Consider the following 14700-nt stretch of genomic DNA (forward strand, 5'->3'; position numbering starts at 1 on the left):
ATGCGTATCCTGATGGTGTCCGAAGACTTGCCCGGTGCGCAGGTGGGTGGCCTGGGCAAGCACGTGGTGACGCTGGCCAACCGCCTGCTGGCGGACGGCCACGAGGTCGAGATCCTCGGCCGCAACGACCGGGGCGCGCATGGCTGCGCCGAGCAGATCGGCTTTCACGGCCGCTTCCGGCCCGGCTTCGACCAGCCCCATCCCGGCTGGAAGGAAGCGCAACTGGGCATCTTCAACCCGCTCAAGCGCCCTTACTTCGCGCGCAAGATCGGTCGCGCCATCGCGCGCCACGCGCATGGCTTCGATGTCGTGCATTACCACGGCCACCTGCCGATGACGGGCCTGTATGTCCCGGATGGCATCAACTACGTCCAGACCCGCCACGACCAGGGCAGCGAATGCCTGACCCACCTGCGCTTTCGCGACGACGCCGTATGCGACAACCTGGTTCCGGGCGAATGCGCCGCTTGCATCCGGCGCAATGCCGGCCCGCTGCGCAAATCGGTCACTGCGATCGCCGTCAACGGCTACCGCGACCAGAACGCGCGCGCCTTTGCGCGTCACAAGACCGTCTTCGTGTCGGACTTCCTGCGGCGCCAGTTCCTGCGCGCCGTCCCGGATGCCGACCTGACACGCTGCCGCGTGATCCACAACGTGGTCGATTATCCGCGCCTGCGCGCCGCCGCCCTGGCCGCGCCGCCGCCACGGCGCGGCGACCTGCTGCTGGTCGGGCGAATCGACGCCGGCAAGGGCTTTGGAGAATTCCTCGATGCGGCGCGCGGCCGCCTGGCGCCGCATGTGCGCATCACCGTGGTCGGCGACGGGCCGCAGCGCGCCGCGCTGGAAGGGCGTCACGGAGGAGGGCAGGTGCGTTTCTTCGGCTGGCAGGATTATCCGGCCACGCTGGCACTGGCCGCGCGCGCGCACCTGTGCGTGGTGCCCTCGGTGTGCGCGGAAGCCTGCAGCACCACGGTGCTGGAAGCGCTGGCGCTGGGCCGCCCCTGCCTGGCGCTGGCACGCGGCGGTACTCCCGAGCTGGCGCGCTACGCAGGCTTTCCCGACCAGCTCGGCCTGGCCGACTCGATGGCCGATCTGGTGGCGCTGGCCGCGCGCCGGCTCGACGAGCAACCGCACAGCAGGCCGCCGCCGCCCACCTTCGGCGCCGATGCCGGCGTCCTGCTGTCCAGACTATTGGCGCTGTATGCCGAACCCACCGACCACTGCGCCGCCGGCGGGCGCGACAAACCGGACGAAGACGACAACCATGGCAAACGAGGCGAGCGAGCTGAACAACGCGAATTGCGTGAAAACGCTGAACACGGCGAGCACAATGGATCCATCGGACGCAGCAGTCACGCCGACCGTAGCGGACGGGCCCCAAACGGCGAACCCGGCACTCAGTCCAGCAATGACAGCCGACGAGGGCATGCCAGTTCCGATCGCGCCGCCAACCACGCCGACCTTCTCGATCGTCACCTGCACCTGGAACAGCGCCGCCACCCTCGCTGACACCCTGGCCTCGGTGCAATCACAAACGCTGCGCGATATTGAACACATCTTCGTCGACGGCGGTTCGACCGATGCCACGCTCGACCTGATCGCGGCGTACTCCGGCCGCAAGCGTGTGCTGCATGGCGTCACGGGCGGCATCGCGCGCGCCATGAATGCCGGCATCGATGCGGCGCGCGGCGAGATCGTCGCCCACCTGCACTCGGACGACTACTACGCTGCCCCGGACGTGCTGCAAGCCGTGGCCGAGCGTTTCGACACGGCGCGCGCGGCCGGCCAGCCTTTGGCGTGGCTGTTCGGCGCGGTCCAGGTGCTGAAGGATGGCCACCTCGCCGCACCTTACCCGATGCCGGCGTTCTCCTACCGGCGCCTGGCCAGCGGGCGCGCCGCGATCCCACATCCGGCCGTGTTCGTACGCCGCACCGCGTTTCAGCAGGCCGGCATGTTCGACGAAAGCCTGCGCTACGCGATGGACATCGACCTGTGGCTGCGCCTGGCCAAGGTGGCGACGCCCGCCGTGCTGGCGCGCCCGCTGGCAGTGTTTCGCGACCACGCCGGCAGCGTCTCTTCCAGCAACCGCATCGCGGCGCGGCGCGAGGAATTCGCGGTACGCCGGCGCTACGTGCAGCGCGCGCCGCTGGCCTTCGCGATCTATTGCCTGCGCTACTTGAAACGCATGCGTGCCTTGCGCGCCGCAATTGGTACCGGATGAAGATGAACAAAGACAGACTTGTCTGCCTGTCTTTGCAGACAAAACACGACCGTTAGGTGTGTGAAATCTTTCCTTGAAAATGTTAATTTTTTGGCGTGGGACTTCTGCGAAGCAATCGAAAAACCTTTGATTTCCTTAGAGAATTTGTGCATGTTCAAAATTTCTTGACGTAACATTGTTTACGTCAAGCAAGGCATCTCCCGGTGTCGACAGCACGATCTTCAAGGCGCCCGACCCGCGGCGCGAATCCCAGGAATTCACGTTTTTCGGAGCTTTACCACATGAAATTTACCCGGCAAGGTCTGGTCCGCGTTACTGCATTCGCCGCACTGTTCGTCTGCATGCAGGCACGTGCGGACTGGGTCCAGTCCACCGATCCCCTGATTGTCCAACCGAGCCCGGCGATGAACCAGGTGCAGGCGCAAAACCCGCCCGGCTTTACCTGGGCGCGCCACGCCACCGGTCCGGCCAGCTACGAGCTCGAGATCACCAAGGTCGGTGGCGGCACCACCAAGGTGGTGACCGACCGCAACTGGTATCTGCCATCCCAGGCACTGGCCCTGGGCAACTACAGCTGGCGCGTGCGTCCGAGCGGCGCCAACGACTGGTCGAGCCCGCGCACTTTCGCGATCACCAACAAATCGAACCTGTTCGAAGTGCCGGACAATGCCACCCTGCGCACGCGCATCACGGCCAAGCCGCGCCCACGTTCGCTGCCGCCGTCGTTCACGCCCTATTCGACCTGGAGCAGCACCAAGCGCGCCGAGCTCGACCCGTACGTGAGCCGCATGAACAACGAGATCAAGCTGCAGATCAATGCGCTGCCAGAACTGAACGATGCACGCTGGCCGATCGTGATCACCTCGCCCCTGACCGCGGCAATGGCGTCGCAGCAGACCGACATCCGCCAGCGCATCAACGAAGCCAGCCGCCAGCTGGAAGCGGCGGTGGTGATGTGGCGCATGAAGCGCGACCAGATGTTCCTGACCGAGGCGCTGCGCCGCGGCGATCAATTGGCCGCGCTCAATCCGAAAGGCCCGACCAGCTACGCCAACCAGGACCAGGCCACGCGCCAGATCGCGGTGTCGCTGATCAAGTCGGTCGACATCCTGGCCGGCGACCTGGACGCGACCCGGCGCGCGCGCTGGCTCGACACGGTCAAGGTACGCACCGAGGAAATCTACGGCAACCTGGCCGGCGACAATGGCCGCCTCGACCAGTACCCGTTCGACTCGCACGGCAACACCAGCCTGATCTTCCTGAGCCTGATCTCCACCTTGTCCCTGGGCGACATTCCGGAAGCGCGCAAGTGGTTCGACTTTTCGTTCCGTGCCTACGCCAATGCGCCGTCGCCGTGGAGCGGCCCGGAAGGCGGCTACGCCAACGGCACCGCCTACGCCGAATACGCGGCCGGCTACCTGGTGGCGCTGTGGGACCCGATGTCGCAAGCCTCGGGTGTGAACTTCTACGCCAAGCCATGGGCGCTGGGCTTACTCGACTTCGCCACCCAGTTCACGCCGCCGGGCTCGCGGGTGCATGCCTTCGGCGACGGTTCCGAGACCAAGCCCGACACCCGCGTCTGGCACGCCTTCGGGTCGCGCATGGTGTCGCCACGTGCGGCCTGGTACGTGAACAGCCTGGGCGGCACCGAAGACACGCTAAGCCTGCTGCAAGCGCCGTATCCGCTGCCGGTGAAGGAAACCGCCGCCAAGTCGCCGCCGTCGAATTCGGCCTATTACCCGAGCGTGGGCTGGGCCGCCTTCCACAGCGACATCGGTTCCACCGGCCGCACTTCGCTGTACTTCAAGTCCAGCCCCTACGGCTCGTTCAACCATAGCCATGGCGACCAGAACGGCATCCTGCTGTCGGTGGCCGGCCAGCCGCTGCTGGTCAAGGCCGGCTGGTACGACTGGTACGGTTCGCCGTACTGGACCGACTGGTACCACCAGACCCGCTCGCAGAACGCGATCACCTTCGACGGCGGCAAGGGCCAGATGGTGACCGGCTACCGCGAGCAGCTGCAACGCAACGGCAAGATCACCGGCTTCTCGGCCCAGCCCGGCTATGACTATGTCGAAGGCGATGCGACGGCGGCGTATGGCGGTCAATTGACCATGGCCAAGCGCCAGGTCTGGCACCTGCGCAACAGCGGCGGCTCGATGCTGGTGCGCGACCGCCTGGCCAGCACCGTGGCCCGCACCTATGAGTGGAACGTGCACACGCCGGTCATCATGACGGTCGAAAACGCCCAGAACGTGAAGGTGGTGGCCGGGGCGCAGTCGGTGTGCCTGCGCTCGCTGAACACCGACGCCGAGTTTGCCAAGTGGATCGGGCCGGGCGCCAAGACCAATGTGGTCGAGGACAATGGCGCCTTCTACCTGAAGAACGACGGCAAGTCGACCGCCGAATTCCTGGTGCTGCTCGACGTCGGCTGCAAGCGGCCGGAAGTGAAGATCGGTGCCTCCGGTTCGGTGCGTACCGTGACCGTGAATGGCCAGACCGTGTCGCTGAACTGACGCTATCGTCTTCAAAATGCGCGACCTGTGACTGCACGCGGCGCCGGGGGCGGCGCGCGCAGTCACCATGCTAGACTCGGCGCAGCGATCGCCCCCGGAGCCGGCATGCAGCACGTGTTCCTGATCCATGCGCACAAGGATATCGATCAGTTGAATGCCTTGATCGAGCTCTTGTGCGATCCCGATTTTCTGGTCTATGTCCACCTCGACCGCAACAGCGGAATCGACCCGGCGGCCCTGCATCCGCATGCGCGCCAGGTGCGGGCGCGGGTGGCGGTAAGCTGGGGCACCGTATCGCAGGTGCGCGCCAGCCTGGCGTCGCTGCGCCAGATCCTGCTGGAGGCACCGGCGTTCGACAAGCTGGTGTTCCTGTCGGGCCAGGATTATCCGCTGCTGCCGAACGCGCTGCTGAAAATGGAACTGGCGCAGCTGCACGGCCGCGAGCTGATCGAGACTGCGCCGATCGCACCGGGCGGCTGGGCGGTGATGCGGCGCTACCAGTATTTTCATCGCGAGGGCGGCGGCGCACTGGAGCAGCTGGCCTGCAGGCTGGCCAACGGCGTGCTGATCCTGCTCGGCCGCACGCGCCGCTTTCCCGACGGCCTGGCGCCGTATGGCGGCTCGGCCTGGTGGACGCTGTCGCGCGACTGCCTGCGCGAACTGCTGCGCCTGGCCGACGCCCATCCGCGCCTGCTGCGCTTTTGCCGCACCGTGCGCTGTCCCGACGAACTGTACTTCCAGACCCTGGTGATGCAGTCACGCTTCGCCGCGCATGTGGTGCCGGACAATTACCGCTACATCTGCTGGCCCGACCGGCACGCGCGCAATCCAAAGATTCTCGATGAGGGCGACTTCGAGCGCCTGCGCGTCTCGCCGGCCCATTTCTGCCGCAAGCTCGACAGCCGCATCAGTGCCGGCCTGGTGCGGCGCCTGCAGGCCTGGCGCGCCGGCCGTCTCAGAACGTGACGCGGATCTCTTTCGCGCTGAACGTGGCCGCGCCGTGGTACACCGCTTCGATGTTATTGCCGTCGGGGTCCAGCACGAAGGCGCCGTAGTACCCGGGATGGTAGGGCCGCTCGCCCGGCGCGCCGTTGTCGCGTCCGCCTGCTTCGAGCGCGGCTTGGTGGAACGCATCCACGGTTGCGCGGTCGCGTGCCTGGAACGCCAGGTGATGGCGGCCTGTCAGTTGTCCCTGCGCGGCGTCGCTGTCCGGCGTCGAGATGAACAGCTCGTCGGCCCAGAAGTAGTCGTCGCCCGATCCGCCCAAGGGAATGCCCAGCACGCCGAACACGGCTTCGTAAAACCGGCGCGACGCGTCGAGGTCGCGCACCACCAGCTGGATGTGGTCGATCAATCGTCCACGGTAGATTTCCTGCGTTTCCATGACAGCCCTCCCGATCAGAAAGATGTGGTGAAAACGATTATAAACACGCTTACCGGCACTGCGTTCTCCTCTGTACATACCCGAGCGTGGCGCCACCAATCTTGCATGGATGGCATGATTCCCTTCGGATTGTGACATATGAAAATGAGGGAGCATGCACGTGTGGTGGAACCAAGTCTGGCTGACGATACAGCATGAATTTTCGGATCTCGGCGATGCCGAGGACGTGACCATCATCGCGGTGCGCCTTCTGGTGGCGGCAGTGCTGGGCGGCCTGCTCGGCTACGAACGCGAGACCAAGGGCGCCTCGGCCGGCTTTCGCACCCATATGCTGGTGTCGGTCGGCTCGGCCTTGTTCGTGCTGATTCCGCTGCAGGCCGGGATGGAGATCCAGGATCTGTCGCGCGTGCTGCAGGGCGTCACCGCCGGCATCGGCTTCCTCGGCGCCGGCGCCATCCTCAAGCAGCGCGAAAAGAACGACATCCGCGGCCTGACCACCGCCGCCAGCGTCTGGATGACCTCGGCGATCGGCGTGGCCGCCGGCATGGGACGCGAAGGCACGGCGGTGCTCAGCGCCGTGTTCGGCATCGTGATCCTCGCCATCCTGCGCTCGCCCGGCAAGAAGCAAGAGTCCTGAGGCAGCGGGCGCGGCCGGACCGCTTGCGGCCGAGCCTGCGTAGTTTCAGCGCCACGCCTGCGCCAGCGCAGATATGGTGCTTGGGGCTCAAACGTGCGCGCCCGGCGCGGGACTAGAATCGGCGGCCCTGATCCAGGTAGTACACCATGCCACCGCGCGAACCGAACGCTCCGCCCGACGCTTCCGAGCCGCCCCGTTCCGCGGCCGCGAGCACGGTCGCGCACGCCAGCTTCGCGCGCACCATCTTCGAGCGTACCATCTTTTATATCGTGCGCGATCCCTTGCCGCCGACCCGCGCCGACCTGCTGACCCTGTTCGGCGCCGAACTGCCGCGCCACGGCATCGGCGCCGAGCTGATCGGCCAGCGTGGCGGACCCGGCCGCGACACATGGCAGGCCGGCGGCATGCACCTCGTCGGCAGCCCGGCGGGCAGGGGCGCCAGCCTGCTGTCGCCGCTGTGGGATGCGCTCGGCCTGCTGCGCGCCGCGCGCCGGACACGGCCTGACTGCATTCAGGTGCGCGACAAGATCGGCTCCGGCCTGGTGGGGCGGCTGGCAGCCAGGCTGTTCGGCGTGCCGTTCGTGTACTGGATGTCGTTTCCCATCGTCGAGGGCTACGCGGTGCGGCGCGACGATGTCCGCCGTCATGGTGCGCCGCTGCTCTGGCTGCTTCACGCGCTGCGCGCGGCCGCGGCGCGCCTGGTGCTGTACCGGCTGGTGCTGCCCGGCGCGCGCCACGTGTTCGTGCAGAGCGCGGCGATGGCCAACTGGCTGGCGGCGCGCGGCGTGCCGCGTACGCGCATGACGGCGGTGCCGATGGGCGTCGATCCGGCCCGCTTCGCGCGCGGCGCGATCGCTCCTAGTCTCGATCCGCGCCTGGACGGGCGGCGCGTGCTGCTGTATCTGGGCCGGGTGGCGCGGGCGCGCCATTCCGACTTCCTACTCGAGGTCGCAGAACGCCTGCGCCATGGCGTGCCGGGCCTGCTGCTGGTGCTGGCCGGCGACGCACCGTCGCCCGACGAGATGGCCTGGATGCGCGCCGAGATCGGGCGCCGCGGCCTGGAACAGCACGTGCTGCTCACCGGCTGGCTGCCGCAGCGCGCGGCGCTCGGCTACGCGCTGCGGGCCGAAGTCGCCTTGTCGCCGATTCCGCGCGGGACGCTGTACGACGTCTCTTCGCCGACCAAGCTGGTCGAGTACCTGGCGCTCGGCATCCCGAGCGTGGCCAACGACATTCCGGACCAGGAACAGGTGCTCGCCGAGAGCCGCGCCGGGCTGTGCGTGCCGATGGAGGCCGGCGCTTTCGCGGCCGCGGTGCGGCGCCTGCTGGACGACGCGGCCCTTGCGGCAGAGTGTTCTCAGCGTGGTCCAGCGTACGTAAACCGCCACCGGTCGTATGCTATTCTCGGCCGGATAGTTGCAGAAACATATACAAAAATCCTTCCAAGCCGGATTGCCTGATGCGGACTCCCCATGTGGACGCGAAGCTCGTTCTATTCGCTCAAACTCTCGCTGCGCTCGCTCGTGCGTGAACTCGCGCGCAACCTGTGGGGGCGGGCGCTGGTGTATCCGGCGCTGGCGCGCAACGAGCGTTCGGCCTGCGCGCTGAACGCTTACGTGGCGCGCCGCGCGCGTGCGCTGGGCGTAACGGCACCGGCCGACGCCACGCGGCTGCAGGCGGTAGAACCGGACGCGGCGCTGCTGAGCAAGAGCGCGCTGCGGCGCGATCCGGCGCGCCACGTGCGCCCGCGCCGTCCCGGTTCGCTCCTGCGCAATACCATCCGCACCAGCGGCACCTCGGGTTCTCCGCTGACCCTGGTGCAGTCGCTCGGCGCCGTGCTGCGCGAAGAAGGTTTTTTGTACCGCCAGCTGCGCTGGATCGGCTGGCGCCCGCGCCAGCGCCGCGCCTGGATCCGCGGCGACATCGTCTGCGCGCGCCAGCCGAAGGACGGGCGCTACTGGTGCCGCGACTGGGTCGGCAACATGCTCATGATGTCGTCCTACCACCTGTCGAATGCCACCATCGGCGCCTATATCGACGCGCTGGAAGCGTTCGATCCGGTGGTGATCCACGCCTATCCCTCGTCGGCGGCGGCGCTGGCGCACTGGCTCGAAGCGCACGGACGGCGCTACCGCGGGCGGGCGCTGCGCGGAATATTGACCTCGTCCGAAACGCTGGAACCCGAGGTGCGCGCCGCCGTCGAGCGCGCCTTCGCCACCACGGTATTCGACTGGTACGGCCAGGCCGAGCGGGTGGCGGCGATCGGTACCTGCGAGCATGGCCGCTATCACCTGCTGAGCGACTATGGTGTGGTGGAACTGCTGGCGTTGGGTGACGGCCGTGCCGAGCTCGTAGGAACCAGCCTGAACAACCCGGCGATGCCGCTGCGGCACTACCGCACCGGTGACACGGTCGTGGTCGGCAATAGCGGCGCCTGTCCCTGCGGCCGCGTGTTCCCGACGCTCGAGGCCGTGACCGGGCGCCAGGAGCAGGCCGTCAAGCTGCCGGACGGGCGCATCGTGGCGCGCCTGGACCGGGTGTTCCAGGGTTTCGACGGCCGCCTGGTCGAAGGCCAGGTGCGCTATCACGGCGCCGGCCGCTTCACGTTGCGGGTGGTGGCCGGCGAGGCGTTCGGGAACACCGACGAGGCCGCCCTGTGCGACGCATTCCTGCTGCGCGTGCCGGGCGTGCAGGTGGCGGTGGAGCGGGTCGGGGCGATCGCGCGCGGGCCGAACGGCAAGTTCGAGTTCGTCGCGGTGGAAGTGTGAATCGTGCGCGGATTGAAACTAACAGTCATGTATTATCGAAATATTGCCCCTTTCATAAGAGCGTTTCTGCCATGAAAAGGATCTCGCCATGGCCAGCCAGCGTGGGCGCCGCGTGAACGCCGCGCCGCGCGTGCTCATGGTCGGGACCGCGCTGGACGGACGCGGCGGGGTGGCGGCCGTGCTGCAGGTGCTGCGCGCAGCCGGGCTGTTCGAGCGCGAGCGCATCGCCTACGTCGCCACCCATGCCGAAGGCCGGCGCCGCGCCAAGCTGGGCAGCGCACTGCACGGCCTGTGGCAGGCGGCGCGCATCTGCCTGCAGGCGCGTCCGGCGATCGTGCACGTGCATGCCGCCTCGCACGCCAGCTTCCTGCGCAAGTCGCTGGTGCTGCTGATCGGGCGTGTGAGCGGGGCGCAGACGATTTTTCACCTGCACGGCGGCGGCTTTCGCCGCTTCGCGCAGGAAGAGGCGGGGCCCGTGCTGCGGCGCTGGATCCGCCACACGCTGGAGGCGAGTTCGCGCGTGATCGCGCTGTCCGGCGCCTGGGCCGGTTTCGTGCACGAGTTCGCGCCGCGGGCACGGGTGGAGATCGTACCGAATGCGGTGCCGCTGCCGGTGTCCCGTCGTGAGGGGCGGGCGGAAGCGGGACGCATCCTGTTTCTCGGCCGTATCACGCCAGGCAAGGGCGTGGGCGAGCTGCTGAAAGCGGCCGCGCTGCTCGCGCCGCAGCACCCGCAGCTGCGCCTGGTGCTGGCCGGCGAGGGCAGCCCGCACGACCTGGACTGGGTGCGGCGGCGCGCACGCGAGCTCGGCATTGCCGAACGCGTGGAATTGCCGGGATGGCTGGACGGCGCGGCGCGCGAGGTCCAGCTGGCGCGTGCCTGGCTGTTCTGCCTGCCGTCGCATGCCGAGGGCTTGCCGATGGCGATGCTGGAAGCGATGGCGGCCGGCTGTCCGGTGCTGGCGAGCCGGGTCGGCGCGGTGCCGGAAGCGCTGCGCGACGGCGCCGACGGCCTGCTGGTGGCGCCGCGCGACGTGCCGGCGCTGGCGCGGGCACTCGGGCAGTTGCTGGACGATGCCGGCCTGCGCATGCGGCTGGCGCAGGCGGGACGGGCGCGCATCAAGATGACATATTCGACGGATATCGTATGTGGCCGGCTGGCCGCGATCTATCAACAATTGGCGGGGGAAGAATGAGCGCAACAGTACGCATGGTGTGGCTGGTCAACCGGCTGCGCTGCATGTCGGTCGCGGAGCTTGGCTACCGCGTGCGGCAGGCGGCCGCGGTCCGGATGGGCCGGCGCATGGCGGGACGCGCCAGCCTGGCCCCGCCGCCGTTGCCGCGCGCCCTGAGCCTGGGCGTGAGCGGCGCGCCGCCGCTCGACGCCGCCGAGCTCGAAGCGCTGCTGCTGGACGCCGAGCGGATCGAGGCCGGCCACGTGGTGCTGTTCGCCGAACGCCGCTTCGACGTCGGCGTGCCGACCGCCTGGAACCGCGATCCCGAAACCGGCGTCACCGGTCCTGCCATCTATTACGGCGACATCGACATCGCCGACCGCGAGCTGGTGGGCGACATCAAGCACGTGTGGGAACTAAACCGCCACCTGCACCTGGTGCGCCTGGCCCAGGCCTGGACCGCGACCCAGGACCTGCGCTGGCTGCACGCGCTGGAACGCAACCTGCGCAGCTGGCTCGATGCCTGCCCGCCGCTGACCGGCCCCAACTGGACCAGTCCGCTCGAACTGGGCATCCGCCTGATCAACTGGAGTCTGGTCTGGCAGCTGACCGGCGGCGAATTCAGCCCCTTGTTCAACGGCGAGGCCGGCAGCCGGCTGCGCGCCGACTGGCTGGACAGTATTTATGCCCACTGCCGCACGATCGCGCGCCACCTGTCGCGCCACTCGTCGGCCAACAACCACCTGATCGGCGAACTGTCCGGCCTGTACGTCGGCGCCGTCACCTGGCCATGCTGGAAGGAGTCGCACGACTGGGAAACCCTGGCCCAGCGCGAGCTGGAGCAGGAAGCGCAAGCCCAGTTCTCGCGCGACGGCGTCAACCGCGAGCAGGCGTTCGCCTACCACATGTTTTCGTGCGAATTCCTGTTCGTGGCCGGCCTGGTCAGCGAGGCGGCCGGCCAGGCCGCCGGCGGGCCGCGTGGCGAACGCCGCGCCGGGCCGCGCCATGTGCCGTTCTCGCGCGCCTACTGGGCCGTGCTGCAGCGCGCGCTGCGTTTCCTGCGCTCGGTACGCGACGCCGGCGGCCACCTGCCGGCGGTGGGCGATTCCGACGACGGCTGCGTGGTGCGCCTGAGCGCGCATTGCAGCGCGCAACCGAGCGACCGCGCCGCCAAGCTGCTGGCGCTGGGCGACACCGTGTTCGGCGGCCAGCCCGACAGCCACCCCGGCGTACGCTGGCTGCTGCACGCGCTGCCAGGCGGACGCCCCGACTGCGATCCGCACGAGATCGAAACCGGCTGGGCTTTCCCGGACGGCGGTTACTTCCTGTTCGGCAACCATTTCGGCGAGCCGAACGAGATCAAGGGCGTGCTCGACTGCGGCCCGCTCGGCTACCTCGGCATCGCCGCCCACGGCCACGCCGACGCGCTGGCGTTCACGCTGTCGGTGGCGGGCGAGGGGTGCCTGATCGATCCCGGCACATATTCCTATTGGCAGCAGCGCAAGTGGCGCGACTATTTCCGCGGCACCTCCGCTCATAACACCGTGCGCATCGATGGCCTCGACCAGTCGGTATCGGGCGGCCGCTTCATGTGGCTGCGCAAGGCGCGCGCCGCCATCGAACGCATGCCGGCCTCCAGCCAAGAATTCGATTTCCGCGGCTCGCACGACGGCTATGCGCGCCTGCCGGACCCGGTGCGCCACGTGCGCAGCGTGCGCTTCGACAGCGCCACCAACACCCTGGTGGTACGCGACGAGGTGTCCGCCAAGAAGCAGCACAAGGTCGAGGTGTTCTGGCATTTCGCCCCCGAACTCGACGTGCGCTTGTCCAGCCACGGGCTGTCGGTACGCGGCCAGCGCTTCGTGCTGCAGATGCAGGCCAGCGGCGCCGATCTGCAGCTGGAACTGGTGCGCGGCGCCGAAAATCCGCCCCTTGGCTGGGTGTCGCGCGCCTATGAATCGAAGCAGCCGTGCGAGGTGTTGCGCATCACTAACGTATCGTCCGCCGTCCCGATCGAATGCCGGTTTACAATAACGTTTATTTAATAACAAAAAATTATCAAAGGGAAAGTCCTCCATGCTGATTTACCTCGTCGCCGGCGCCCGTCCCAACTTCATGAAGATCGCGCCGATCGTGCGCGCCCTGCAGGCACAGGACAAGCTGAGCTTCAAGATCATCCACACCGGCCAGCACTATGACCGCGAGATGAACGACGTCTTTTTCGAAGAACTGGGCATCCCGCAGCCGGACGTGTTCATGGCCGCCGGCGGCGGCAGCCACGCCCAGCAGACCGCCAAGATCATGGTCGCCTTCGAGGAACTGTGCGTGGGCGAGCGTCCGGCCGCGGTGCTGGTGGTGGGCGACGTCAATTCCACGCTGGCTTGCTCGATCGTGGCCAAGAAACTGAACATCCCGGTGGCCCACGTCGAGGCCGGCCTGCGCAGCGGCGACATGGCGATGCCGGAAGAAATCAACCGCCTGGTGACCGATGCCATTACCGACTGGTTTTTTGTTACCGAACCGTCGGCGGTGGAACACCTGCGCCGCGAAGGCAAGGCGGAGTCGAGCGTGCACTACGTCGGCCACGTGATGGTGGACAACGTGCTGTACCAGGCCGACCAGCTGACCCGCGCCGACACCTCCGGCTTCGAGACCGCCGCATTCAAGGCAGCCCAGGCCGGCGGACGCTACGGCGTGGTGACGCTGCACCGTCCGAGCAATGTCGACGATGCGCAGACTTTCACCCGCATCGCCGGCGCGCTCAAGGAGATTTCCGCCGACCTGCCGCTGATCTTCCCGGTGCACCCGCGTACCCGCGCCAATATCGAGAAATTCGGCATCGAGCTGGGCCCGAACATCACCCTGGCCGGTCCGCAAGCCTACATGGCCTTCCTCAACCTGTGGAAGGACGCGGCGGTGGTGCTGACCGACAGCGGCGGCCTGCAGGAAGAGACCACCGCGCTGGGCGTGCCGTGCGTGACGATCCGCGAAAACACCGAGCGTCCGGTGACGGTCGACGAAGGCTCGAACGTACTGGCCGGCACCGATCCGGCGGCGATCCTGCGCGAAGCGCGCAAGGTCCTGAACGGCGAGGGCAAGCAGGGACGCCGTCCGCACCTGTGGGACGGCAAGGCGGCCGAGCGCATCGTCGCGATCCTGGCGGATGAGCTGGCAGGGGCTGCGGCCTGAAGGAATGACCATGAGCCAGCGCATCACCATGATGGGCTGCGGCATCGACAACCTGTCGATGGAAGAGACCCTGGGGCGGATCGAGGAATTCATCCGCTCCGGGCTGCCGCACCAGCATGTGGTGGTGAACGTGGACAAGCTGGTCAAGGCCAGCCGCGACGGTGAGTTGCGCCGCATCGTCAACGAATGCGACCTGGTCAACGCCGACGGCATGCCGGTGGTGTGGGCTTCGCGCCTGCTGGGCAAGCCGCTCAAGGAAAGGGTGGCCGGGATCGACCTGTTCGAAGCGCTGATGCGGCGCGCGGCGGACAAGGGCTGGCGCGTATTTTTACTTGGCGCGCGCCCCGAAGTGACCGGCGCGGTGGCGCAGATCTACCAGCGCCGCTATCCGGGCCTGGCGCTGGCCGGCTGGCGCGACGGTTACTGGCAGGGGGAAGAAGAAGAGGCGCAGGTGGCGCGGATGGTCGCCGAAAGCCGGGCCGACCTGCTGTTCGTGGCGATTTCCTCGCCCAAAAAGGAGCAGTTCTTAGGCAGGTATCAGGCGGCGATGCGGGTGCCGTTCGCGATGGGCGTCGGCGGCACCTTCGACGTGGCGGTGGGTCGGGTGCGGCGCGCGCCGCCGTGGATGCGGCGCGCCGGGCTGGAATGGTTCTGGCGCTTCCTGCAGGAGCCGCGCCGCATGTTCCGGCGCTACTTCATCGACGACATGGCCTTTGTCTGGCTGTTGATCAAGGAAGCGGCCAGGGGCAGGGCATGACGTGTGGAATACAGGCAATACGGCAAGGATAAATTCAGGGATCACGGTGGCCAC

12 protein-coding genes are annotated in these 14700 nt (G+C 67.7%); 11 read left to right on the plus strand and 1 reads right to left on the minus strand.

All coding sequences use genetic code 11. The features are described 5' to 3' along the window. The 4 genes from RTQ83_RS14060 to RTQ83_RS14075 all read left to right on the plus strand — a co-directional run bounded on the left by RTQ83_RS14060 (position 1) and on the right by RTQ83_RS14075 (position 5703). Positions 1–1509 carry a glycosyltransferase family 4 protein gene (locus RTQ83_RS14060; protein ID WP_312515670.1) on the plus strand — a complete coding sequence of 503 codons (1509 nt, stop codon included), beginning with the start codon at positions 1–3 and terminating at the stop codon, positions 1507–1509. Beyond that, entirely contained in the window at positions 1427–2221 is a 795-nt protein-coding gene (locus RTQ83_RS14065) for a glycosyltransferase family 2 protein (protein ID WP_312515673.1), read from the plus strand. Before RTQ83_RS14060 ends, RTQ83_RS14065 begins: the two co-directional genes overlap by 83 nt. A 281-nt stretch (positions 2222–2502) precedes the next feature. Then, the gene (locus RTQ83_RS14070) at positions 2503–4737 is read left to right on the plus strand and encodes a heparinase II/III family protein (RefSeq protein ID WP_312515676.1); all 2235 of its coding nucleotides are present in this window, start codon (positions 2503–2505) and stop codon (positions 4735–4737) included. 105 nt (positions 4738–4842) lie between these two features. Then, positions 4843–5703 carry a beta-1,6-N-acetylglucosaminyltransferase gene (locus RTQ83_RS14075; RefSeq protein WP_312515679.1) on the plus strand — a complete coding sequence of 287 codons (861 nt, stop codon included), beginning with the start codon at positions 4843–4845 and terminating at the stop codon, positions 5701–5703. On the opposite strand, the gene RTQ83_RS14080 is transcribed toward RTQ83_RS14075, so the two are convergent. Next, positions 5693–6121 (minus strand): VOC family protein, encoded by a 429-nt coding sequence (locus RTQ83_RS14080; RefSeq protein WP_312515681.1) that lies wholly within the window; start codon positions 6119–6121, stop codon positions 5693–5695. The genes RTQ83_RS14075 and RTQ83_RS14080 overlap by 11 nt on opposite strands. 154 nt (positions 6122–6275) lie before the next feature. On the opposite strand from RTQ83_RS14080, the gene RTQ83_RS14085 reads away from it, so the two are divergent. The 7 genes from RTQ83_RS14085 (at position 6276) to RTQ83_RS14115 (ending at position 14646) form a co-directional block, all read left to right on the plus strand. Then, the gene (locus RTQ83_RS14085; protein ID WP_312515684.1) at positions 6276–6758 is read left to right on the plus strand and encodes an MgtC/SapB family protein; all 483 of its coding nucleotides are present in this window, start codon (positions 6276–6278) and stop codon (positions 6756–6758) included. Between the two features lie 146 nt (positions 6759–6904). Beyond that, positions 6905–8218, plus strand: a complete 1314-nt coding sequence (locus tag RTQ83_RS14090) for a glycosyltransferase (RefSeq protein WP_312515687.1) — start codon at positions 6905–6907, stop codon at positions 8216–8218. Positions 8219–8230: 12 nt separating this feature from the next. After that, entirely contained in the window at positions 8231–9526 is a 1296-nt protein-coding gene (locus RTQ83_RS14095) for a phenylacetate--CoA ligase family protein (protein ID WP_312515689.1), read from the plus strand. 88 nt (positions 9527–9614) lie between these two features. Beyond that, positions 9615–10721 (plus strand): glycosyltransferase family 4 protein, encoded by a 1107-nt coding sequence (locus RTQ83_RS14100; protein ID WP_312515692.1) that lies wholly within the window; start codon positions 9615–9617, stop codon positions 10719–10721. After that, a complete protein-coding gene (locus RTQ83_RS14105) occupies positions 10718–12745 on the plus strand; it encodes an alginate lyase family protein (RefSeq protein WP_312515695.1) in 2028 nt (675 codons plus the stop codon). Before RTQ83_RS14100 ends, RTQ83_RS14105 begins: the two co-directional genes overlap by 4 nt. 31 nt (positions 12746–12776) lie before the next feature. Continuing rightward, positions 12777–13889, plus strand: a complete 1113-nt coding sequence (gene wecB, locus RTQ83_RS14110) for a non-hydrolyzing UDP-N-acetylglucosamine 2-epimerase (protein ID WP_312515698.1) — start codon at positions 12777–12779, stop codon at positions 13887–13889. Positions 13890–13899: 10 nt separating this feature from the next. Continuing rightward, positions 13900–14646 carry a WecB/TagA/CpsF family glycosyltransferase gene (locus tag RTQ83_RS14115; protein WP_312515701.1) on the plus strand — a complete coding sequence of 249 codons (747 nt, stop codon included), beginning with the start codon at positions 13900–13902 and terminating at the stop codon, positions 14644–14646. Positions 14647–14700: the final 54 nt, after the last annotated feature.

It is taken from the genome of Massilia sp. (assembly GCF_031995545.1).
Taxonomy (GTDB): domain Bacteria; phylum Pseudomonadota; class Gammaproteobacteria; order Burkholderiales; family Burkholderiaceae_D; genus Telluria.

What these genes read in the sequence shown, in the direction of transcription:
- RTQ83_RS14100 (WP_312515692.1), top strand. Translation starts at nt 9,615, where the DNA reads ATGGCCAGCCAGCGTGGGCGCCGCGTGAACGCCGCGCCGCGCGTGCTC.
- RTQ83_RS14075 (WP_312515679.1), top strand. Translation starts at nt 4,843, where the DNA reads ATGCAGCACGTGTTCCTGATCCATGCGCACAAGGATATCGATCAGTTG.
- RTQ83_RS14060 (WP_312515670.1), top strand. Translation starts at nt 1, where the DNA reads ATGCGTATCCTGATGGTGTCCGAAGACTTGCCCGGTGCGCAGGTGGGT.
- RTQ83_RS14080 (WP_312515681.1), bottom strand. Translation starts at nt 6,121, where the DNA reads ATGGAAACGCAGGAAATCTACCGTGGACGATTGATCGACCACATCCAG.
- RTQ83_RS14095 (WP_312515689.1), top strand. Translation starts at nt 8,231, where the DNA reads ATGTGGACGCGAAGCTCGTTCTATTCGCTCAAACTCTCGCTGCGCTCG.
- RTQ83_RS14085 (WP_312515684.1), top strand. Translation starts at nt 6,276, where the DNA reads ATGCACGTGTGGTGGAACCAAGTCTGGCTGACGATACAGCATGAATTT.
- RTQ83_RS14070 (WP_312515676.1), top strand. Translation starts at nt 2,503, where the DNA reads ATGAAATTTACCCGGCAAGGTCTGGTCCGCGTTACTGCATTCGCCGCA.
- RTQ83_RS14115 (WP_312515701.1), top strand. Translation starts at nt 13,900, where the DNA reads ATGAGCCAGCGCATCACCATGATGGGCTGCGGCATCGACAACCTGTCG.
- RTQ83_RS14105 (WP_312515695.1), top strand. Translation starts at nt 10,718, where the DNA reads ATGAGCGCAACAGTACGCATGGTGTGGCTGGTCAACCGGCTGCGCTGC.
- RTQ83_RS14065 (WP_312515673.1), top strand. Translation starts at nt 1,427, where the DNA reads ATGCCAGTTCCGATCGCGCCGCCAACCACGCCGACCTTCTCGATCGTC.
- RTQ83_RS14090 (WP_312515687.1), top strand. Translation starts at nt 6,905, where the DNA reads ATGCCACCGCGCGAACCGAACGCTCCGCCCGACGCTTCCGAGCCGCCC.
- wecB (WP_312515698.1), top strand. Translation starts at nt 12,777, where the DNA reads ATGCTGATTTACCTCGTCGCCGGCGCCCGTCCCAACTTCATGAAGATC.